The 22,073-nt window shown below is 69.1% G+C and carries 18 protein-coding genes and 2 pseudogenes; 13 read left to right on the forward strand and 7 right to left on the reverse strand.

From position 1 onward, the window contains the following. Positions 1-77: 77 nt before the first annotated feature. The 5 genes and pseudogenes from D7223_RS12055 to D7223_RS12075 form a co-directional block, all read left to right on the forward strand. Positions 78-290, forward strand: a pseudogene (locus D7223_RS12055) (helix-turn-helix domain-containing protein); the annotation flags it as partial. A 35-nt stretch (positions 291-325) separates the two neighbouring features. Next, a complete protein-coding gene (locus tag D7223_RS12060) occupies positions 326-1,108 on the forward strand; it encodes an IS256 family transposase (RefSeq protein WP_238161850.1) in 783 nt (260 codons plus the stop codon). Further along, a complete protein-coding gene (locus tag D7223_RS12065) occupies positions 1,081-1,557 on the forward strand; it encodes a hypothetical protein (RefSeq protein WP_120728271.1) in 477 nt (158 codons plus the stop codon). Before D7223_RS12060 ends, D7223_RS12065 begins: the two co-directional genes overlap by 28 nt. A gap of 60 nt (positions 1,558-1,617) precedes the next feature. After that, the gene (locus D7223_RS12070; RefSeq protein ID WP_120728273.1) at positions 1,618-2,187 is read left to right on the forward strand and encodes an NADAR family protein; all 570 of its coding nucleotides are present in this window, start codon (positions 1,618-1,620) and stop codon (positions 2,185-2,187) included. Between the two features lie 637 nt (positions 2,188-2,824). Continuing rightward, positions 2,825-3,133 (forward strand): hypothetical protein, encoded by a 309-nt coding sequence (locus D7223_RS12075; RefSeq protein ID WP_147442470.1) that lies wholly within the window; start codon positions 2,825-2,827, stop codon positions 3,131-3,133. Between the two features lie 215 nt (positions 3,134-3,348). Here D7223_RS12075 and D7223_RS12080 read toward each other — a convergent pair whose 3' ends face one another. After that, positions 3,349-3,567, reverse strand: coding sequence for a hypothetical protein (locus D7223_RS12080; protein WP_120728276.1), 219 nt, complete (start codon positions 3,565-3,567; stop codon positions 3,349-3,351). A gap of 319 nt (positions 3,568-3,886) precedes the next feature. On the opposite strand from D7223_RS12080, the gene D7223_RS12085 reads away from it, so the two are divergent. Then, positions 3,887-4,732: a formyltransferase family protein gene (locus D7223_RS12085; protein ID WP_120728278.1), complete on the forward strand. Its 846-nt coding sequence runs from the start codon at positions 3,887-3,889 to the stop codon at positions 4,730-4,732. A 29-nt stretch (positions 4,733-4,761) separates the two neighbouring features. Then, positions 4,762-7,164: an ATP-binding protein gene (locus D7223_RS12090; RefSeq protein WP_120728280.1), complete on the forward strand. Its 2,403-nt coding sequence runs from the start codon at positions 4,762-4,764 to the stop codon at positions 7,162-7,164. A 162-nt stretch (positions 7,165-7,326) separates the two neighbouring features. On the opposite strand, the pseudogene D7223_RS12095 reads toward D7223_RS12090, so the two are convergent. Both D7223_RS12095 and D7223_RS12100 read right to left on the reverse strand, forming a co-directional pair. After that, a pseudogene (locus D7223_RS12095) lies at positions 7,327-7,998 on the reverse strand (IS5 family transposase); the annotation flags it as partial. Between the two features lie 143 nt (positions 7,999-8,141). Beyond that, a complete protein-coding gene (locus D7223_RS12100; protein WP_158610865.1) occupies positions 8,142-12,014 on the reverse strand; it encodes a tetratricopeptide repeat protein in 3,873 nt (1,290 codons plus the stop codon). A gap of 59 nt (positions 12,015-12,073) precedes the next feature. On the opposite strand from D7223_RS12100, the gene D7223_RS32755 reads away from it, so the two are divergent. Beyond that, positions 12,074-12,442 carry a CU044_2847 family protein gene (locus D7223_RS32755; RefSeq protein ID WP_158610866.1) on the forward strand — a complete coding sequence of 123 codons (369 nt, stop codon included), beginning with the start codon at positions 12,074-12,076 and terminating at the stop codon, positions 12,440-12,442. 995 nt (positions 12,443-13,437) lie between these two features. Here the strand turns inward: D7223_RS32755 and D7223_RS32475 are convergent. The 3 genes from D7223_RS32475 to D7223_RS33490 form a co-directional block, all read right to left on the reverse strand. Continuing rightward, entirely contained in the window at positions 13,438-13,689 is a 252-nt protein-coding gene (locus tag D7223_RS32475) for a hypothetical protein (RefSeq protein WP_147252487.1), read from the reverse strand. Between the two features lie 136 nt (positions 13,690-13,825). After that, positions 13,826-16,546 carry an AAA family ATPase gene (locus D7223_RS12110; RefSeq protein ID WP_120728286.1) on the reverse strand — a complete coding sequence of 907 codons (2,721 nt, stop codon included), beginning with the start codon at positions 16,544-16,546 and terminating at the stop codon, positions 13,826-13,828. 159 nt (positions 16,547-16,705) lie between these two features. Further along, positions 16,706-17,194: a sensor histidine kinase gene (locus tag D7223_RS33490; RefSeq protein ID WP_337589447.1), complete on the reverse strand. Its 489-nt coding sequence runs from the start codon at positions 17,192-17,194 to the stop codon at positions 16,706-16,708. Between the two features lie 379 nt (positions 17,195-17,573). Between D7223_RS33490 and D7223_RS12120 the strand changes: the two genes are divergently transcribed. The 4 genes from D7223_RS12120 to D7223_RS12135 all read left to right on the forward strand — a co-directional run bounded on the left by D7223_RS12120 (position 17,574) and on the right by D7223_RS12135 (position 20,823). After that, a complete protein-coding gene (locus tag D7223_RS12120) occupies positions 17,574-18,281 on the forward strand; it encodes an alpha/beta fold hydrolase (protein WP_120728290.1) in 708 nt (235 codons plus the stop codon). A gap of 45 nt (positions 18,282-18,326) precedes the next feature. Further along, positions 18,327-18,626 (forward strand): GyrI-like domain-containing protein, encoded by a 300-nt coding sequence (locus D7223_RS12125; protein ID WP_120728292.1) that lies wholly within the window; start codon positions 18,327-18,329, stop codon positions 18,624-18,626. 554 nt (positions 18,627-19,180) lie between these two features. Next, on the forward strand, positions 19,181-19,882 hold the full coding sequence (locus D7223_RS12130; RefSeq protein ID WP_120728294.1) for an alpha/beta fold hydrolase: 702 nt from the start codon (positions 19,181-19,183) through the stop codon (positions 19,880-19,882). A 158-nt stretch (positions 19,883-20,040) separates the two neighbouring features. Further along, on the forward strand, positions 20,041-20,823 hold the full coding sequence (locus D7223_RS12135; RefSeq protein ID WP_238161852.1) for an alpha/beta fold hydrolase: 783 nt from the start codon (positions 20,041-20,043) through the stop codon (positions 20,821-20,823). A 42-nt stretch (positions 20,824-20,865) separates the two neighbouring features. Here D7223_RS12135 and D7223_RS12140 read toward each other — a convergent pair whose 3' ends face one another. After that, entirely contained in the window at positions 20,866-21,252 is a 387-nt protein-coding gene (locus D7223_RS12140) for an endonuclease/exonuclease/phosphatase family protein (RefSeq protein WP_238161856.1), read from the reverse strand. Positions 21,253-21,730: 478 nt separating this feature from the next. Between D7223_RS12140 and D7223_RS32480 the strand changes: the two genes are divergently transcribed. Then, a complete protein-coding gene (locus D7223_RS32480; RefSeq protein WP_147252488.1) occupies positions 21,731-22,009 on the forward strand; it encodes a hypothetical protein in 279 nt (92 codons plus the stop codon). The last annotated feature ends 64 nt before the right edge of the window (positions 22,010-22,073 follow it).

A 22,073-nucleotide genomic window follows, 5' to 3' on the forward strand; every position in this document is an offset into this window, starting at 1 on the left:
GGGATCTTGAATGGGTGAGGACCTCCCGAGTAGGTGTGGAGCTACCAGACAGCCGCACCTGACCCGAGGAGGTCCTCGTGCCCCACCGTAATGCCCCGTTGTCGGAGACCGGCAGGCTGCGCCTGGCCCGCTGTGTGGTGGACGATGGCTGACCGCTTCGCCGGGCCGCTGAGCGGTTCCAGGTGAGCCCCACGACGGCGAAGCGGTGGGCCGACCGCTACCGGGCCGAGGGCGTGGCAGGGATGGTCGACCGGTCCAGCCGCCCGCGTCGGTCACCGCGACGGACGCCAGCGCCGGAGGCGATCCTGTCGCTGTATGCCAGGGGTTGACCACCGGGGAGATCTCCGCGCATCTGGCGGATGTGTACGACGCCGACGTGTCCCGGGAGTTGATCAGCCGGGTCACCGACAGCGTGCTGGAGGAGATGGATGCCTGGCGGCAACGGTCCCTGGACCGGGTCTATCCGGTGGTGTTCATCGACGCTCTGGTGATGAAGATCCGCCAGGGGCAGGTCGCGAACCGGCCCGTCTACGTCGTGGTCGGGATCAGTCTCGACGGGGAACGCGACGTACTCGGTATGTGGGCCGGGACCGGCGGGGAGGGCGCCAAGCAGTGGGCCGGCTACCTCACCGAACTCCGCAACCACGGCGTCGAGGACGTGTTCATGGTCTGCTCCGACGGCCTCAAGGGCATGACCGACGCCATCGAGCAGGTCTGGCCGCAGGCGGTGCACCAGCAGTGCGTCGTGCACCTCGTGCGCGCCAGCCTGCGCTACACCAACCGCAAGGACTGGCAGAAGATCACCCCCGCCCTGCGGGACATCTACACGGCTCCGACCGTCGCGGCTGCCGAGGCCCGGTTCGAGGAGTTCGCCACGCAGTTCGGCGACCAGTACCCGGCCGTGATCCGGCTCTGGCGCACCTCCTGGCCGCAGTTCGTACCCCTCTTGGACTACGACCACGAGGTCCGCAAGGTCCTCTACACCACCAACATCATCGAGAGCCTCAAGCGTCGTCAGGCTTCCGGGTCGTACTCCATCGCCTGGTGGCGGCGAGGTCGGATGCTGTCTACTTCTTGCCCATGGGTGGCACAGCCTTGCAGGTTCTGAGTCCGTACACCGTTGAGCGTGTCGAGCCGATCCTCATCGAGGAGATGTTCGCCGAGGGGCTGACCCGGTACGGACCCGACCCGAGCTACTGGCACTGCGCCGATGGCCTGCCCTTCGGCTACGACCTGCAGAAGCCGGACGTCGAGATCGATCCCGAAGAGCTTCAGCTCGTGCTGCGAGCTACCGGGAGGCAGATGCGATGCGACATCGGCATCCACATCTTCGTCAGCGATCTCGCCGGCCGACCCGTCCTGGCCCGGGTGGCCCAACGAGTGGCACGGCGCTGCGACGGCTGGGTGTTCGTCGAGTTCCACGATCGACCCTCGACGGATCTGCTCGACCACCTGTGTGGTGTGGGCCGCTGCGTCCGTGTCGATGACGCCGTCTACCTCGACGCGCAGGCAATGGCTGCGTGGATCACCCACCCCCAGTTCCACGTCGTCAAGTGATCACCACCGGCGGGTAAACCGGATAGCGGGTGACCACCCGTTTCTGGCACCCTGGCCGACATGCCCGACCCGGCCTGCCCGCCGCGCAGCCTGCCCGAGCTGCAGGCGCTCGCCGCTGCCGGCGGCCGGGTCAAGTACCTGTTCTTCTGGGGCCACCAGCCCCAACCGGACGGCAGCATCGGGCCGGGGTGCCTGAGCCAGTGGTGGCCCGCCCCGTTCGTGGTGGACGGGATCCGGTACGCCACCGCCGAGCACTACATGATGGTCGGCAAGGCCCGCCTGTTCGGCGACGATGCGATAGTCGCGCAGATGCTCGCCGCGCCGCACCCGGGTGCGGTCAAGGCCCTGGGCCGACAGGTCAGCGACTTCGACCAGGCCACCTGGGACGCACGCTGCTTCGACGTGGTGGTCGCCGGGAACGTAGCCAAGTTCCGCCAGCACCCTGACCTCGCGCGGTACCTGTCCCGCACCGCCGGCCGGGTACTCGTGGAAGCCAGCCCGGTCGACCGAGTCTGGGGCATCGGCCTGTCCGTCCGCGACCCCCGCGCGCACGACCCGGCCCAATGGCGCGGGCGTAACCTCCTCGGGTTCGCGCTGATGCAGGCCCGCGCGCAGCTCACCACCACATAAGCTCGAAGATCCACTTACGGCACGGAGACCTCGGCGCCGAACGATCCACCGTCACCCGCCCCGCCAACCCGGTCACCGGCGCTGTATTGGGCGAGAACAGCTCTGGTTCGTCCTGAAACTGGCGACCTTTGGCCAAGGGTTGGATTTGCTCATCGAAGCCCGGCAATTCTGCGCCGCCCCGGGGCGAGCAGACCGCCGCGAGGCTGGTTAGCCGGCGGACGGCGGTACTCGGTGCGTCCGCCGAAAGAGATACCGCCATGAACGTCACGCGTCTGCGCCAGCGACCCGCTGACGCCACCGGAGACGGCATTGGTGATCAGGTGTTCCTGGTTGCGTTACTGGAGCCAGCTGCATCGCGACCTGGCCGTGGCGCCTTTCAGGGCGCCGGATGGATCGGTGAAGGCTTAGCGCCTGCCTGTGGCGCTCGCAGGGACGTGAATGCCAGTCGCTGAGCAGCGTCGATGTCTCTACTCTGGACGAGGCTGGTCTGTTCTGTACGAGCGCCGCTCCCTGACATGAGGCGGCCCTTCGACGCGCTGAGGACTCGGAGGCGGATATGGACGTGGTTTCAGCAGCTGTGCTAGCGGCCCTGGCGAGCGGCGCCGGTGGAGAGTTGGGTCGGCAGGCGTGGACCGCATTGACGGCGCTGGTGCACCGTCCGTCGTCCGATATCGACGACGATGGCTCGCCCCTCGTGCCGTCCGGTGAGCGTGAGCTTGCGGCGCTGGAAGCGACGTCCGCGGATCCTGTGGTCGCTGAACGGCTTGCAGAGGTGCTGACGCGCCGCGGCAACAACGACCCGCGATTCGCTTCGGATCTCGACGCTGTTCTCACGCAGGCTGCGGCTGCGCTGAATCCGCCCCAGGTGAGTAACACCATCACCGGCAGGGTGTCGGGATCGGCCATCCAGGGGAGGGACTTCTCCGGACCTGTCACCTTCGGCTGAATAGCCGTGAGAGTGTAATCGGCAGAGGGAATTCGAGCGTGTTTCTGCACTTCAGCAGGAAGACTCTGCGCTCCCGGTGCCGACAGGCCTCGTGGGTAAGATGCCCACCTCGGCCGCGTGTCTTACTAGACTCCTCGCGGGTCGTTGCGTGTCAGACCGCGAAGCCATGACGGATGCCGTGGTGATAAGGCCCGACGGTGGACGGCAATGGCGGACTACGACAACTGACGGCCGCGTTGCTCATACTCGGCGGCGGCACCGAGCAGCAGTTGAGGAGAGATCTTCACGGCTGTCTCGCCCGCCAGGACATTGTTCAGTTCGCCTTCGGTCTCCTGATCCAGCCGCAGGCCCTGAACGACGATATCGCCGTCCTCCGCAATGTAGATTGTGGGGCAGCTGGACGAAGACGTGCTATATAGCAGCCGCAGCTTCATCAAGGTCCTCGCTATAGGGAGCGACTTGGTGGAGGGTGAGCCAAGTATCCGTCGCGTCACCCTTCGTAGTCAAGGTCTTGGTGGTCCACCTGCGTGCTGCTCGGGGCTGCGACCTGCTGTTATGCTGTGAAAACCTCGGTTTTCATCGATGGATCTGACACAACACGGGTAGTGCTCACTCTTCACGTCCTCGACTGTGGACACCGGCTGTCGCGGGCGAAAAGCGGCCTTCATCTGCGGCAGCGGGCGTGCGCCCCGGGGGTCTCAAGCGATAAGTTGTGCGGACAACTTTGGTCGCCCACAAGTGATAGGACGCGCCATGACGCGGTTGCGTGTTGCCTACGCTGGCCATGACTTCTTCTCCTCATGTCTGGAGATGCTGGCCCAGCGGGCGGACGTCGATCTCGTGCTCGTCCTCACCGACGAACCTGGCGGCCAGCCAACGGACAACGTCCGTGCCATCGCCGCAGCACGACAAACACCCGTTTGGACGGGCCGCTGGAGTGCGGCGCGAATCGACGAACTCAACGGCATCAACGTCGACCTGCTGGTGTGCGCCGCGTACATGTACCGAATACCGATCGAAGAGCTAAACGTCCGATACGCGGTCAATGTTCACCCCACCATGCTGCCAGAGGGACGCGGGCCCAACCCGCTGGCGTACCTGACGTTTGACTACCCGCAGCTCAACGGTGTGAGCATCCACGAAATGACCCCTGAGCTCGACCAAGGTCCCGTCCTTCTTCAAGAACCGTTCGACCGCGATCCTGACGACGGATTCGACGAGATCTTCCTCAAACTCTGGGCTCACGCGCCTCGTACACTGCAGCGCCTCTTGGACGACGTGGACCACTACTTCCTCCACAAGCAGGACCAGGTGGGCGGCTCCTACTGGCCCGAGCCGCCCGAAGAAGAGCGCACCCTGGACGCCGCCACAGCAACCGTGGCCGACGCTCTGCACCTGCATGCCCGCTTTGGCCAACTAGGCTTCGTTCTGCACACCGACGACGAGCACCCGATGCAAGTGCGCGCGGCGGCCGCCTCGCGGTGCCGGCACCAATACCCGCCGGGCCGCGTCGCCGCGAGATTGAACCGCGGCTGGATCGTGGCGCTTACCGACGGCCTGTTGCAGACCCAGCCCGCCCTTCATCACAAGCCCGTCTGAGGCGCTAGCAGCAGCGCAGGGAGGACACCGTGCATGACGCGCATCCCGAGCCGGGCGACCAGACACGCTCCGAGCTCTCCGGCGCGGCCCGTGATGTCGTGCAAGCCGGAAGCGTCAGCGGGGGAGTCCACTTCCACGCCCCGCACCACCCCGCCGGACCCACCCCACGGCTGCTGCCACCTGGCGTACCCGACTTCGTCAACCGCACCGAGGATCTACAAACTCTTGGTGCCTCGCTCGCGTCAAGCGCCGATACCAGAACGCCCACCGTCATCGTCGTCATCGCTGGCACCGCAGGCGTGGGAAAGACGTCCCTCGCCCTGCACTGGGCACACCAAGTCCGCGAACACTTCCCCGATGGGCAGCTCTACGCCAACCTCCGCGGCTACGACCCCGGCCAGCCCGCCCAACCCCACGACATCCTCGAACGCTTTCTCCGCGCTCTCGGAGTCCCGCACGACGACATACCCGCCGACACCGACAGTCGCACCGACCTCTACCGCTCACTGCTCGCTGAGCGCCGCGCACTCGTCGTTCTCGACAACGCCGCCAACGTCAGCACAGTCCGTCCACTCCTGCCCGGCACAGGCAGCTGCCTGACCATCGTCACCAGCCGCAGTCGACTATCCACACTCGTTGCTCGCGACGGCGCGCGCCGCCTCACTCTCGACGTCCTCAGCGACCCCGACGCCGTCAAACTCCTGCAACTGACCACCGACAGTTACCGCTGCGGAGACGACCCCCAGGAACTCGCCGAACTCGCCCAGCTGTGCGCCCGGCTCCCGCTCGCCCTACGCATCGCCGCCGAACGTGCCTCCCGTTACCCCCACCAGGCCCTCGGTGACCTCATCCAAGACCTCCGGGACGAATCCGGCCTATGGGACCTGCTGACCGCCGGCGACGACGACGAAGCCAGCGGAGTCCGTAGCGTGTTCGCCTGGTCCTACCAGGCCCTACCCGCTGACGCGGCCTCGCTCTTTCGCCTGCTCGGCCTACACCCAGGGCCGGACTTCTGCACCGACGCCGCCGCAGCGCTAGCGGGTAGGCCCACCAACCGCACCCGCAGCATCCTCGACGTCCTGGTCGGCGCGCACCTGCTCGAACAGAAGGCCCGCGACCGATACCAGTTCCATGACCTACTCCGCGCGTACGCCGCCGATCAGGTCCTCCACGACGAAACCAGCGAATCGCGCGCCGCCGCCCTCGACAGAATCATCTCCTGGTACCTCCACAGCACGAACAATGCCATCACCGCCAGCATGTACGGACGCACCCACGTCGACCTCGCGCCACCTCCCGACGGAGTCACGCCCGCGACATTCACCACGCACGAGCAAGCCATCTCCTGGTACGAGGCCGAGCGCACCAACCTCGTCGCCGCCACCCGCGCTGCCAACGCACACGGTATGCACGAGCACGCTTGGCGGCTGCCCGCCCTGCTGCACGAGATCTACAACTTCCGCCACCCCATCCAGGAATGGCTCACCACCGCTGAAGTCGGCCTAGCGTCCGTCCGACACCTGCACGACCAGGAAGCCGAGGCGTTCCTTCTCTACAGCCTCGGCAAAGCCCATACCCAGGCCAACCGTCACCGAGAGGCCCTCGAGTACCTCACCCAGGCCATAGCCCTGCAACGGCGAGTCGGCGACCTGGCAGGAGAAGCCGAAACGCTCTGCGGCGCCGGCCTCGCGTGCCTTCGCCTACGACGCCTCGATGAAGCCCTCACGATGTTCCGCCGAGCCCACGCCGCGGCCCGTCAACTCGAGGACCCGCATCAGGAGGCCTTCGCCAGTCACCTGGTGGGTTGGGCGCTGCTGGAACTACGACGCCCCGCCGAGGCACTGCAGCACAGCCTGGCAGCAGCGGCAACCATGCGGAAACTCGGTAACCGTGCGTCTGAAATTGACGTCCTGGTCAAGCAATGCGACATGCTGCGGCAGGTAGGTCAGCTCGAACAAGCACGCACCGTCGCGAACCAGACCCTGGCGATCGCCTCCGACACCGACGACCAGGTCATCACCGCCGTCGGCTTCATCGAACTCGGCCGCATCCAGCAAGACCTTGACGACCCAGAAGGGGCCCTCGCCTCCTACCAACGCGCGGTCGTCCTTCAACGCCGCCTCGGCAACCGAAGCCGCGAAGCCACCGCGCTCGACGCCACCGGCTTGGCCTATCAGCAACTCCACCGCTACAACGAAGCCGCTGAATTCCACCACCACGCCGCAACGATGCACCGCGACCTCACAGACAACTGGCTGCGGGCAGTAGCACTCGCACACCTGGGTGACGCCTACGATGCAGCAGGACGCCACGCAGACGCCTCCAACGTCTGGAGCGAGGCACAGCAACTCCTGCGGCAATTCGGTGACCCAGCCGCACAAGAGCTTCGGAGCCACGTCGCCGACGCTAGTCGGCACCACAACCAGCAATGAACATCGTCATCCGATGTACACCCCTGCAACAGTTGCCCCCACGATCCGACGGGTCTGCTGCACCGATAGGTGACATCTGAGATGGCTTGCCCTGAGGGCGGGCTGGAAGGATGTCGCTGTGCCCAAGCCTTACCCCCGAGAGTTCCGGGATGACGTGGTGCCTGGGATGCAGGCCTTGATCCCGGCGACGCAGGTAGGCGCGGTTGGCGCGGGAGGTGTAGGCGCGGTCGGCGACGACCCGGTCCAGTCGCACGAGGGGCGGCCGGTGCCAAGCCGAGGCACGCGTATACCGGCCAGCGCCGCAGGAAACTACGGGCTGTCACCGCCGTGACCGGCGGTCAGCAGCATCGACAGCGGCTTGCCGCCCTGCTCGCACGCCAGGTGCAGCTCCGTGGTCCACTCGCCGCGGGAACGCCCGAGCGCGTGGTCGGCCGGCTCCGTCGCCACCCCGCCGGGCGGCTCGACCTGCTGCTGCGGGCACGGACGTGCGCCGGCGGTCGGTGCGCCCGAGCGATGGTGGAATCGACGCCGACATCCCAGGTCATCAACCCGGCCGCGTCGGCGCGGGCCCGCAATCCGGTCACGATCTGCTGCCAGACCCCGGCCCGCTGCCACCGTCTGAACAGCGCGTACACCGCTTGCCAGGAGCCGTGACCCGCCGGCATCCCGCTACGACGCACCGACCCGAACCCACCACCGGATGCCGCCGATGAGCTGCCGCTTGCTCCACTGCGACGGTCGACCAGGCCGCTTAGCCCCAGGCAGCAGCGGCGCCAGCACCGCCCACTGCGCGTCGGTCAGGTCGTGCCGCCTCGTCACCGCTATGGAGGCCACGAGGTCTCCGGCATTCAGGTTCTTCATGGTCGAAACCCTCTACCGGAGACTTCGCCGTCTATCGATCGCCGACACGCCGCACCCGACTCCTAGACCCTGCCTAGGGCAGGTCCGGAGTGCCGCGGACACCTGTCGACGCTCGGTCAGGTCGGCCACGGCCTGCCGAGCAGGCGATCGACGTATTTGACCTCTTTCTCAGCGGCGTAGGCCCCGTCGTGGTCGCCCACCGCCCGGCATTGCTTCACCAGGTTCGTGAGTACACCCCTCCTCTCCACGAGGTCCGCCCCCGTCCAGTCGGGCAACGCCTTGAGCAGCTCGTTCGCGCGGCGTGAAGCTGCGACGGCCTGCGCGCCGTAACCCGCGTCGGCGAGGTCGCAGGACAGGTTGCGCAGGCATTTCGCGTAGACACGCTCGCCGTCGTCGCCACCACCGATGATGAAGGTTTCGATCGTTCGTACCGCCTCGAGGCTGGCGTGAAGGGCCTCCCGCCCGCGACCCCCGCTGCTGTAGGCGAGGCCCAGCTCCGTCCACGCCACCGCCAGAGCCGCGCCGTGGCGCAGCGGCTCGGTTCCCGCCAGGCCGGTCAGCAGCTCCACCGCCCGGGTCGCCGTGTCGATCGCGTCCTCGGTCCGGCCGAGCGCGAGCTGATTGCGGGTGGCGAAGGTGAGGGCCTGAAGGAGTCCGTCGTCGAAGCCGCCGGCGCCGTCCGCCCTGAGGCCGTTCCAGATGTCCACTGCTTCTTCTCCGGCGGCCATGGCCGCCTCATGGTCGCCCAGGACGCTCTCGATCTTCTGCTTCTCTAGCAGGGCCCGGGCGAGGTCACCGCGGAAGGCCCCGTCGAGCGCTCCGGCGATCCGCCGGTACCGGGCGACGGCCTCGTCGACGACCACCAGCGCCTCCTCGGCCCCCTGCGCCTCGAAGAGCACATTGCCGTGCACGAGGGCCGCGTACGCCGGGGTCTGCGGCATGGCGGCGCCCGGGAGGGGGAGTTCGCTCCGGTCGAACGCCCATGCGCTCAGTTCGTACGCCTCGCGCACGTCGCCCACCACAAGGAGAAGTTCGGCGCAGCGCGCCACGACGTGCACGTAGAAGCGGGCCAGTCCCAGGTCACGGGAGGCGGCCTTCCGGGCCAGCCGGTGTGCCTGCTCGATGCGCCCGCGTGCCTCTTCGAGGCGATCCCGGGCGGCGAGCGTGGCGGCCAGGTTGGTCAGTGTGAGGGCCACCTCCTCGATGTGCGGGTCGCCCCGGATGTCGGCCAGCCGGACCAGCAGGTCGGCGGCCTCGGTGAGCCTGCCGACCGCGGCGTCGTGGTCGCCGAGACGGTCCAGGCACTCGCCGAGCGAGCCGAGGGCGGACGCGGTGATCTGGGCTGCGGTGGGGTTCGTCCTCGAGCCGAGGCCCTCCGCGACCTCGACGGCCTCCCGGGCTAGGTCGACCGCCTCGTGGGGCCGCTCATTGGCGTTCATGACGTCGGCCAGTTTGGTGAGGCTGCGGACGAGGCCGGGCCGGTAGGCCGGCTCCTGCTCGGCGAGCGCTCGGCGGGTCGCCACGGACTCCCGTCCGGGCTCCAGCGCTGCGGTGTGCCGGCCCTGTGCCAGGAGCCCGTGGGATAGGTTGCCGAGAATCATGGCCAGGGTGTCACGGGCGGAGAGCGAATCCTTCGCGGCGATCGCGCGGCGGCACACCGTGGCTGCCTCCGCGAAGGCGTCCGTGGCCTGCCGGTGTTGTCCGAGGTCGGACAGGCACAGGCCGATACCGTTGACGGCGGAGGCCCGCTTACGCAGAAACGCCGCGGGGTCGGCGAGCGTCGCCGACGCGAAGCCGTCGCGAGCGCGTACGAACCACTCGATGGCTTCGTCGGCGTTCCCGGCCGACTTGAGTGCCAGGGCAAGATCGTGGAAGTTGTCCCCCCGGCGGGGCGCTGAGGGGGCGTAACCGTCCGCCTCCAACAGCTCATCGAGGCGGCGCAGGACCGCGACGCCGAAGCTCGCGTAGTCGGAGACGTCGCGGAAGTTGGCGGGAAGGTGGTCGCTGATCGCCTGAACGGTGGCGAGATCGGCCGAGTTCAGCTCAGCGCGCACCAGGTCGATGAGGCTGGCCGCGTCGTCGCTGGTCACGGAGGCGGCCAGGACGGCCGGCGCGATGGTCGGCGGATTGTCGGCGACCATCTGGCGAAGCACCTCGATCAGGTCGACGGGGGAGTGTCCCGCCGGAAGGGCCGCCCGGAAGATGACCGTGACGATGGGTATCGCCCGGCTCGGGGAGGCCGCGCCGAGCGCGGCGCGCAGGTAGTCGCTCACGCTGCGGACGGACCCGAAGCTGGCGGCGACGTCGCGAAGGAGATGTTCGGCGAGCCGATCGGGCCGCAACTGTCCCCAGTACGCGTCGGGGCTCTCCGGCGGGTAGAGCCCGGCGAGAACCACCGCCACCGATTCCGGCGCGGCGAAGGCGCGCCGCAGCGGAACGGCGAGGCGCTCGACCAGGGACACGGCCTGGTCCCGGTCCTCGACGGTGACGAGTGTCGGCGCCAGGGTGAGCCGCTGGACCACGGAGTCGTCCGCTCCGGACGGCACCTGGGCGCGTGTGTCGAGCATCCGCATGGCGTAATGGAGCTCGTGCCCGAGGACGTCGGCCAGCGGATCCACGGCGTCGCCGCCGAGCACGCCGACGAGGGCGATGGCGTGCAGATCCAGCATCTGCTGCTGGGAGGCTGCCCGTTCCCGCAGCGAGGGCGGCAGCTCTGAGGGCGCGTCGGTGTCCGCGCCCGGCACCTCGGCCCGAAAGGTCCGGTAGGCGGCCTCGACGACCGCTACGGGCACCTGGCCGAGATCGCCGTCCAGGCGGCCCTCCGCGCTGTCGACGAGCAGCCGGTGCGTCGTCGGCCCCAGCAGGTGCGGCCACCACGGGCCGGTGGAACGGGCGAGCAGCAGGACCCGTACGGAGCCCGCGGGGCATCGGTCGACGGCATGGAGCAGCTCGTCGAGCTCGGGGCGGAGCGTCTCGGCGTAGTCGACCGACATGAACACCCGGTGTCGCTCGGCGGCTTCGGGGAGCGCAGCGGCGATCCGCCGGACGTCGGCGCCCAGGGACACCAGCCCGGCGATCCAGCCGTCGGCCGCGAGCTGCTCACGCAGCTCTAGGGCGAGCCGCGTCTTACCAACGCCGCCCGGCGCCACCACCAGGCGGACGGCGTAGGAGGGCGCCGGGTCGCGGCACCAGGCCAGCAGGTCGCCGTAGAGGGCGGGGCGCACGTAGTCGACCGTCCGGTTGCGCGGATTGAGCCACCACGAGGGCGGCGGGTCGGAGGGCCGGGCGCTCGGCGCGTTGGGGCGTGTCGTCGCGAACAACGCCCTCGTCGCCTCGCTGCGCTGATCGGCGGCATCGCGCCACGGCGTGCCGGGCGGATGCCGGGTCGCGTTCACCGACAGCAGACCCGGCCGGCATACCTCCGCGAGCCGGATCGGCACGGCCCAGCCACCCCGGACCTCGCGTACGTGACGGGAGGTCTTCAGAATCGCGCACACGCGGCCCTCGTCGAGGTCGAGCAGGGGACTGCCGCTGAGCCCGGGCACGATTTGGTCGCCGCGTAGCCGGACGGCCTCGGCCGCCGGGCCGGTGACCTCGGCCAGCACGCCGTGCGGTTGCGGCCAACCGCCGCCGGGCCCGTCGTCGACCGCGAAACCCAGGCCGAACAGCCGGCTGCCGGGCCGTGGCGTGTGGCGGGACAGCAGGACCGTCGGGTGGCCCACGGCGATGCCGATCTCCAGAAAGGCCAGATCGGGCAACGGATACAGCGCGTCCTCCCCGGGCTCGGGCGGATGGGTGGAGAGAAGCGTCGCGGGCAGCCAGGCTTCCCGATACCGGACCCGAAGCTGCCGGGTGGACACGACGTGAGCACAGGTGACGCCGAGGCGGTCGCCGACGAGGAAACCCGAACCGGCGAACCGGTCCCCGAGGAACACCTGGAACACTGCGGCATCGAGCAGCTCGGCCGGTGACAAACGGTCGGCGTGCATGATCGGAGCGTATCGACGATGATGATCACCTGGAAGGTTAGTCCGAGTAGGGGGTGGACATGGTGGAACCAGTCCGGCTGCGGATGCCCAACGGGCAGGAAATTTGGGCGCGGGTGGCGGTCGACGGCGGGCCCGCGGACGTGGCATGGCGGGGTGGGCCGCCGTCCGCCCGCCTGGACGACCTGGTCGACACGGTCCAGGCCGTGGCGGCCTCGGTTCGTGAGGCGTTGAGCGCGGCAAGCCCCGACGGGTGGAGCGTCGAGTTCGGCATCGAGTTGGCGGTCAAGAGCGGCAAGGTGATCAGTGTGCTCACCGAGACCGGCGCGAAGGCGAGCCTGCGAGTCACGCTGAACTGGTCGGGAGACGCGCCCGCGCCGGCCGCCGGCGCCGACGACGAGGCCGAGCCGCCCGGCGACACCGGCCCTTGATCGACATGCCACGACGAGCGGGACCGGGTGCGGGCCTCCGGCGGCGGTCCGGGTCGGGGGCGGAAACTCGACAGTCACTCGGTACTTCGCCCGGCCCGCCGTAGTCTCCGGTAGAGACCAGTCGGTACTGCCAGGCGCACCGTGAGAACGCGCCCTGTCGTCGTGCTGCTCGGGCTCACCCTGTTCGCCGCATGCTCACCCGGAGGCGGTCGGCCCGGCGCCCACGCCGACCCCGACCGGATATCCGGGCACCCGGGAAGGTGCTGCGGCGCTCGCGGGGTGACTCCGCACGACGACCACGGAATCACCATCGTGTTCGGGATCGTCGCTCTCCGCGTCCGCTGAACCCAACGAGTCTGGACGACGTCGAAGAGGTCCGGGTGGAGCCCGAGGGCCAGTTCAGCGTCATCACCCGCAAGTCCCACAAGCCCGCGGGACGGGACACCGGCTGAACCGTATGTCTCCGCCGCGGCACGGGAAGGCGGCGGACGACAGGGCGCGTGAACGCCAGCGCCACCGCACCCCGGGAGGTCGACATGATTGACCGGGAAGAGCTGCACGATCTTCGGCAGCGGGCCACGACGCGGGCATCGAGGGGAACTCCAAGATGACCGAAAAGCAGCTCCGCGACGCGCTCCGCGACCTCGCTCACGTCGACCTTGATGACGAGCAGACCGGTGGGAACCGGCGGTCCGGGCTCGGGCCGCTGCTCGGCTATGCCACTTCCGTGGCCCCCGCCGCGACCTTCAGCGCGGCCGGTGGCCCGGCTGTCGACTCTGGTGTCGGCACTGGCGTTGGCCGGGCTGGCGGTGGTCGCGTCGAACGCGCCGATGACCGCGCTGAAGGTCACCGACCCACGGTCGTGGTCGGACGCCGGCCGGGTGATCGACCTGGTTCCGCGTCTGGCGTACAGCGCGGTCACCGCAGTCGCCCTGAACCGCTGCCGTGCCCCCCGGTTGAGAGTCCGGGGCCAATCCAACTTCGGTAGGCTGCTGTCAGCCGAGCGGGATGGCGCCGACAAGACGCAACCCGTGATGGGTATCGGTTCGTGTCAATCCTCGGACACGAACCGAATCCCAACGGTGCGCGGCAAGGTCAACACTTGCCCGCACCGTTTGTGTTTCCGGGGTGTACGACAGGTGCAGCCCGAGGCTGCGGTAGACGTCCAGTTTGTAAATGGGCAAGTAGAAGGCCAGAGAGGGCTTCAGGCTCTGGCGATCCGAGCGGCGGCTCGGAAGACGATTCATGCTCTTCACCCGGAGCGACCCGGCCGACCACCCGCCGGCAACAGCAGGTGCGGACGGGCACCAGCTCGCCGAGGCGTTCGCGGGCTGATGGCGCGTTACGAGCACGGTGACCCGCCGACCTCGCTGAGACTCGGGCTCAGGTCCCGTTGAGGGCGTCGCGTAGCCCGGCCCGGGACGAGACGCCCAGTTTGGGAAATATGCGGTAAAGGTGAGCGCCTACCGTGCGGTGAGACAGGTGAAGGCGCTGGGCGATCTGTTTGTTGGTCAGGCCGGCGGCGGCCAGGCCGGCGACTTCGAGTTCCTGGGCGGTCAGGGCGGCCGGCGGTTGCTCGGTCACGGCCGACCGGTAACCGGTGGCGCGTAGTTCCGCAGTGGTGCGGGCCAGCCACGGCTCGGCCCCCATCGCGGCGAAGCCGGTGCGGGCGGCGAGCAGATGCGTCCGGGCGCGGGTGAGTTCCTTGTTCCGTCGCAATTTCTCGGCGAACACGAGCCGTATGCGTGACGACTCGAACAACCAGCGTTCGCTGGCGCTGTCGGCGAGCGTCTGCTCGAGCCGGTGGCCGGCTTCGTCGTCGAGCACGAGTGCGTCGACGCCATGCTGGATCAACCGCATGCGGGGGGACAGGGCGGCCACGTCCGCTGCGCGCATGGCCTCGGCGTGGGCCCGGGCCTCGGCCGTACGGCCGGTGCGCAGGGCGGCCTCGACCAGGTCGAGCATCACCCAGGTGGCGATCGGCACGTACGGTGCCAGCACCCCGGCCGCACTGATGGCCGTCGCGTGCCGGTAGGCGGCCTCGAAGTCGCACTCAGCCATGGCGGCCAGCGTGCGGGGAAGGTTTGCGGTGGACAGCCAGCTCACGACGCCGCGTGGTGCCGCCCAGTGGGTCATGTCATCCGCCAGGTCATACGCCTCGCCGGACCGGCCCCGGCTAGCTGCGATGACGGCCCGGTTGAGCACGAAGGGCCACCGCAGAAAAGGAAGGCCGCTGTCGACGGCGACCCGCTCGCCCTCACCGGCCAGCTCTTCGACCTCGTCCCAGCGTCCGGTGAGATAGTCGTCCTGGCACAGGTGCATCAGCCCGCTCAGCTGCCACTGGGGCGCACCGCCTTCGCGTCCCTGGTGCACGAGCCGCCATGAATGTTCCCGGATCTCGCCCAGCCGGTCGACATGGGCCGAGGCGGTGCCCATCCGCACGACCCGGGTCAGGTCGTTGTTGCCGGGCAGGGCGGCGATCAGCGCCTCGAGGTCGGGCAGGGCGACGGCGCCGGTACGTACGGGGTCGGGGAAGGTCCGGCTCACCACCGACAGGATGTCGGGCGGTGCCGGAGTGAGCCGGGTCAGATCCCGGTGGAAGACGGCCCAGTGGTCGGCGCTGCCGGCATACCAGGACAGCAGCAGCAGCGTGTACATGGCCTCGTCGAGGGCCGGGTCGTCGGCGCGCCAGCCGTGTTCGCCCGTCTCGATGGCGCCGGCGAGCAGGCGGTGGGCGGTGTGTACGTCGCCGTCACCGTTGATCATCAGCAACGCGGTCGCGTTGGCGGCGTGCAGCGCTCCGGCCGAGTCCTGGCTCAACGCGCGCGCATCGGCCAGCAGCGTCGTGGCGTCGCCGGCGACGCCGGCCTCCGCGCCGGTGTACGCGGCCCGTGCCAGCCGCCGCGCGGTGTCCTCGGGAGTGCCGCTCATCTCGGCGGCGCGGACGAGCGCGGCGATGGCGGCCAGGGCGTCGCCACGCCGCAACACCACACGCGCGGCCGCTTCGAGTTGTACGGCGACGGCCTCGTCCGGGCCGGCGGTGGCCGCGGCGAGGTGCCAGGCGCGGCGTTCCGGATCGCGCGGCAGCGCGGCGGCGATGGCCTGGTGGGCCAGCCGGCGCTCCTCGTGGCTGGACATCGCGACGATCGCCGACTGGATCAGCGGGTGGCGGAAGACGATGCGCCTGCCGGCGTCGTCGACGCGTACGAGCTGAGCTCGTTCGGCCGGGGCCAGGTGGGCCAGATCGGTCATGCCGCGCAGGGTGTGCAGGTCGCCGCTTCCTTCGAACGTGGCGAGCAGCAGCAGCAGGCGGGTGGACTCCGTCAGACCGGCCACGCGGGTGGCGAAAGTGGCCTGCAGTCGGTCGCTGAGCGGCACCACGTCCGCCGAGTGGGCGGAGTCGGTGAGGCTGCTCGGCAGTTCCACCAGGGCCAGCGGGTTGCCCTGGGCGAGGTCCAGCAGGCGCTGCCGCATGCCTCCGGTCATGGTGGGGAAGCGGGTATCCACGAGCTGGGCCGAAGCCTCGTCGCTCAGGGGTTCCACCATGACCTCGGCCAGGCCACGGCGGTCGATGAAACTCTCCGTGCCGGTGCGGGAGGCGGCGATGACGCCGACGGGCGTTCCCGGCACGCGTCGGGCGACGAAGCCGAGGACGACGGCGCTGGGCCGGTCGATCCACTGGACGTCGTCGACGATGAGCAGGACAGGCTTTGTCCTGGCTGCGGTGGTGAGCAGTAGGAGGGCGGCGTTGCACACGAGCAGGGCGGCGGGTGCCGGTCCGGGCCCGAAACCAAGGGCGACGGTGAGGGCGTCGCGCAGCGCCGGCGGCAGTCGCTGCATGTCGGCGTACAGCGGCAGCAGCAGCTGGTTCAGCAGCGAGTAGCTGACATCCGCCTCGAACTCGGAGCCGTTTGCCCGAAACACCCGCATGCCTGCGGTGCCGGCCAGATCCGCCGCCGCGGAGAGCAGCGCTGATTTGCCGACGCCGGGCTCGCCGCGGACCATGCGTACGTCACCACCGTCTCGCACCGACTGCAGGAATCGGCTGATCCGGGCCAGCTCCGTCTCGCGACCGAACAGCACCTCCCCGGCGGTTGCCCCCATGCGGCATATTGCACGCTGAGTGGAAAGCAGTGTCAATAGAGAGCTCGGTCCACCGGCCGAGCCACCCCCCTCGCTCTCCGCTCGGCGCTGTATCGCCGCCCAGCCCGCTGCTTCGTCGGCCCCGGCGTCCAGGGCCCCGGTAGCGCTGGAGTGGACGGCTCAGCCATCGGACGCACCCGCGGTGTCGTCGGCCACGGGGAACGTCACCCGGATCCGCAGTCCGTCCCGGCCGGTGGAGGAGGCGGTGATGATGCCGTCGTGGGCCCGGGTGATCGAGCGGGCGATCGCCAGTCCGAGGCCCGCGCCGCCGCTGTGGTCGATGCGTCTGCCGGACCTGCGTCGGAACGGCTCGAACAGGGCGGCGACCTCGTCCGGGGGGACGTCGTCGCCGGTGTTCTCCACGACCAGCGCCGGGTCTGTGCCCACCCGCACCTCCAGGGTGCCTTCGGGTCGGTTGTACTTCAGGCCGTTCTGCACCAGGTTGACGACCAGTCGTTCCAGCAGCACCTGCTCGCCGGCGACCAGTCGGGGGGTCAACCGGCTGATGATCGTGACGCCGGCCTCCTCGGCCCGGGCCCGGTGGTTGTCGAGCACCGCCGCGACGATCTGGTCGAGCCGACGTGGGACGCGCGTCTCCTCGGGCTCCACCCAGTCGTGATCAACTGCCGCACCCGTTGGGCTGACTGTCGAATGACCTAGTCGAGCCATCCCGGGTCGCGCCCGGGACATCGGTTCGGCGTTCCTCGGTGTGGCGTCGCACCGTCGGTGCCGACCGGTCTTGCCCGGCAATCCGGGCTTCTCGGGCGGGTTTCTGCCTCGAGGGCGGCAACCGGGTGCGGGTGGCCGCAGACGAATGACTGATTCGCCACGGTCTGCCAGAGCCGACTCTGGGTTCGTCGACGCCCCGACCAGTGCGACAAGCCGTGGCACGACGTGAAACACCACTTGTTCATGACGCCGGCCGGTCTCGCCGGACCACCAGGAACCCCGCCCGGGACGGCCGGCGCGGCGACGGAAGGAAACCACCATGAGTACGACCGGTCAAGAGATCCAGAACGTCGTGCTCGTGCACGGCGCGTTCGCCGATGGTTCGGGCTGGCGGGGCGTGTACGACAACCTGACGGCCCGGGGATACCGGGTCACGATCGTGCAGAACCCGCTCACCTCACTCGAGGACGACGTCGCGGCGACCGTGCGGGTGCTCGATCGGCAGGACGGTCCGACGATTCTCGTCGGTCACTCCTGGGGCGGCACGGTCATCACCGAGGCGGGCGTGCACCCGAACGTCGCCGGGCTGGTCTACGTGTCGGCGCTGGTGCCCGACGCCGGTGAGACTTCCGCCCAGCAGTACGAAGGTTTCGCCCCGACGCCGGACTTCGTCATCGACGTCGTGGAGGGGTACGGCTACCTCAACCCCGACACGTTCAAGGCCGGGTTCGCAGCGGACACCAGCGACGCCGACGCTGCCTTTCTCCGTGACTCGCAGGTGCCGGTCAACATGGCGGCGTTCTCGACGGCGGTGAAGAACGCCGCGTGGCGCGACAAGCCGAGCTGGGCTGTCATCGCCACCGAGGACAAGGCGTTCGACCAGGCGATGCTGCAGCACATGGCCAAGCGGATCGACGCGGAGATCACGAACGTCTCAGCCAGTCACGCCCTGTTCGCGACGCAGCCCGGTGTCGTCTCCGACGTGATCGTCACCGCCGCGCAGAGTGCCGCCGCCGGCGCGCGCTGACCCGATCCCCGGACCGGACCGCCCGGTGGTCTATTCGCCAACGCCGTGTTCACCGACGGCGCCGGCGCCGTGACCGTCTTCCGACCGGTGCGCAACCCACGCGGCGATGGTCGGATCCAGGTCGTCGACCTTCCGGCGGCGGAGCTGGCCGTGACCGTCCATGCGGGCCCGCACGACGACATCGATGTCAGCTACGGGCGCCTGGGGGACTGGGTCGTCTCGCACGCTCTGGGCATCGACGGGCCCGTCCACGAGACATACCTGGCGGGTCCCCGCGACACCGGGGACGCCCGGCGGTGGCGGACCGAGATCGGCCGGCCGGTCTTCCGTCTCACTCCCGGCTGAGGTCGGCTGTCGTCGCCCCGCTGCCCACGGGAGCCTGACTGACTGACGGGTGGTCAGTGGTGCAGACCGGGGAACGGTGCGGCGCGATTCGATGTGGTGCAGTAACTGGAGGGCAACTTTCCCGGGCGGATCGGCGGATCTGCACTGCTGGAACGCCCGGGACGGCGCTCTGCTCGCCCGGCTCACAACCGAACGTGAGCGACCTCGCCCGCGGGGTGATGGCAAGTGGGCGGAGCTGAGCGGTTCGACCCGCTCAGCGCCTGCCGTACCTCTCGGGCTGACTGTCGAATGACCTAACCGAGCCATGCCGGGTCGCTCGCTGCCGTCGATCCACCCGGTTCCTGACCGGGGCCGCGACCGCTGCTGCCGGCCAGATGGATTCGGGCGATCCGAACATTCAAGGCTGGGTTCCGCTCCGATCGCAGCGATCGACTGCGCGTGGCCGCAGGCGAATGACTGATTCGGTACGCCGTCCGGAAGCCGACCGTAGATCCATCAGCGGCCTGCCGGACGGGCCGCCACCATCGCATCGAGCATCAGGAGGCAGATGTCGCATGAAGCCCACAATCGTGCTTGTCCATGGCGCCTTCGCGGAGTCAGCCAGCTGGAACGGGGTCATCGGCCGGCTTCAGGCCGCTGGTCACCGCACCATCGCGGCCGGGAACCCACTGCGCACGCTCACCGGAGACGCTGCCGCCGTGTCCGACCTTCTCGCCACGATCACGGGCCCGATCGTGCTGGTCGGTCATTCGTACGGCGGCGCCGTCGCCTCCAATGCCGCTGTCGGCAACGACAACGTCAAGGCCCTCGTCTACGTGGCCGCCTTCGCTCCGGACAAGGGGGAGAACGTGCCGGACCTGACCGGCAAGTTCCCCGGGGCCACCCTCGGCGACCACCTCTACGAGGTGCCATTGGCCGATGGCACCACCGACCTCTACGTCCGTCCGGAGTGCTACCACGAGCTCTTCGCCGCCGACCTGCCGTTCGACCAGTCCGATCTCGCCGCGGCAACTCAGCGACCACTGAACACCAACGCCCTCACCGAGGGATCCGCCGAGCCGGCGTGGAAGACCGTCCCGTCCTGGTTCATCTTCCCGGAACAGGACCTGACCATCCCGCTCGAGACGTTCCGCTTCATGGCCGAGCGTGCCAATGCGCGGGAATCGATCGAGGTGTCCGGCGCGTCCCACGCCCTCCCGGCGTCGCGGCCGCAGGCGGTGGCCGACGTCATCCTCCGGGCCGCAGCGGCTGTCTGACGCCGCACCAGGTCCCCCGGCGACGCCCCTTCGTCGCCGGACATCCCCCAATGCGGGAGCGCCCAACTCAGCCGGGCAGCCCCAGACCTGAAAGGACATCTCCCATGAACCTCCCCTTCTCCCGTGTGTCGAGGCCAATGGCCTCGTGGGCAGCGGTCGTGGCGGGCGTCGCCACCGCCGCGCTCGTCGCGGGGTCCGCGCACGCGGTGCCCGGACATCGCCCGTGGGCCAAGCCGACGGTGGTCCTGGTGCACGGCGCGTTCGCCGACTCGTCGAGCTGGAACGGTGTGATCAAGGACCTCAAGCGGGACGGCTATCCGGTTGTCGCCGCAGCGAACCCGTTGCGCGGACTGCACTCGGACGCCGAGTACGTGCGCAGCGTGCTGGACAGCGTCCCGGGGCCGATCGTGCTGGCCGGTCACTCCTACGGCGGGTCGGTGATGAGCGAGGCCGCCGACGGGGACAAGGACGTCAAGGCGCTGGTCTACATCGCCAGCTTTGCCCCGGACACGGGGGAGAGCACCTCGGGGCTGGCCGCGAAGTTCCCCGGTGGGGAGCTGGGCTCGGCCCTGGTGAGCGTGCCGGTCTCCATTCCGGGTGTCGGCACGGGCACGGACCTGTACATCAAGCAGGACCAGTTCCGACGGGTGTTCGCCGCTGACGTTCCGCGGAAGGTGACCGACCTGATGGCGGCCACCCAGCGGCCGATCACCAGCGCAGCGCTCGACGAGCCGGCCACCAGGACGGCGTGGAAGTCGATCCGGTCGTGGTTCATGGTGACCAGGCAGGACCTGGCGATCCCGGCCGAGTCGATGCGGTTCATGGCCGAGCGCGCCAAGTCCCGCACCGTCGAGATCAACGCCTCGCACGCGGTAACCGTCTCCGAGCCGAAGGCGGTGGCGGATCTCATCGACGAGGCCGCCCGCGCCACCACCCGCTGACCGACCAAGGTACGCCCGGCATGCCGGCTGCTCCGCCGGCCGTCATGCCGGGCGGCTTCCGAAACCCCGGCCACCGTGCCGTCGGGTGCGGAAGGCACGCAGCTGGCTGCGGAGAAGGGGAAGTCGTGTCTGTCGACCATGACGAGCGGTCAGTGGGTGCCGGGCGAAGACCGCCACCCGGATGCCCCGGTCGTCCAGGTGCGACGACACGACGGCCTGCCAGGCCCCGCCGAGGGTCGCTTGGAGGTCCTGTGCGGCTTGCGGTGAGCCGATCTCCTGGAGCGCGACGACGTCGGCGCCGGTGCCGGAGATCAGGCCGGCAAGGTAGGTGAGTTTCGCGGCGTAGGTTTCCGCCGCCGACGTGTCGGTGCCGTCGGGCCGGAACAGGTTCTCCACATTCCAGGTCATGACGATCAGGTCGTTGGCCACCCTCGCTCCCCTGAATCCGGGTCTGTCGCCAGCCTGAGAATCGCACTCTGGGACGCCGGCTCGCTGCCGAATGCCGCTATGACAGGGCCGGGTAGTCCGCGACAGGCCTGGAGGTGTCCGGCGGGCAGGGGTTACTTCATTGAGAGCATCTGATCTCGCCTGAGTCTCCGACCGGTGACACGGCTCCGCTCGGCCTGGACCGGGTAAGACGATGACTACGGCTGTCGGCAACGGGTCACACCCGCATCAGAGTCTTGGAAAGCAAACACCAAAGCTGACAGAATGAACCACTCCCATCACCGGAGGTGATCCACAGGTGACCGGTGTCGAGTTGATCGCAGCAGCCCTCGCGGCAGGAGCAGCCGCAGGTTCTCAGGATGTCGCCAGGGCGGCGGTGTCCGAGGCTTGCAACGGACTGCGAGACGCGATTCGCCGTCGGCTGGCGGGGCGAACGAGCGCTCAAAGAATACTTGAGTCGGTGGAGGACGATCCGGGCCATTGGGAAGCGTCTCTCGGCGCTGACCTTACCGACACCGGCGCCGATCAGGACCAGGCCATTCTGGCAGCATCGATGCGGGTCCTCAGCCTCACCCATCCGGATCAGGTACAAGCCGGGTTCTATGAGATAGAGCAGACCGGCGCCACCTCGATTCAGATTGACACCTCGTACGGGCCGGCAGCAGGGACTGTCAACGGCCCGGTCACTGTCTCGTACGGACAATTACCAGGCCCCCCAGGCAAGCCGGGAGCCCCGTAGGGCCAGCCCCTCCCGGCCGGAAGCATCACCGGCCCAGCGAATCTCCCGTTCATGTCGGCACCGG

It is taken from the genome of Micromonospora endolithica, assembly GCF_003626595.1.
Classification (GTDB): domain Bacteria; phylum Actinomycetota; class Actinomycetes; order Mycobacteriales; family Micromonosporaceae; genus Micromonospora; species Micromonospora endolithica.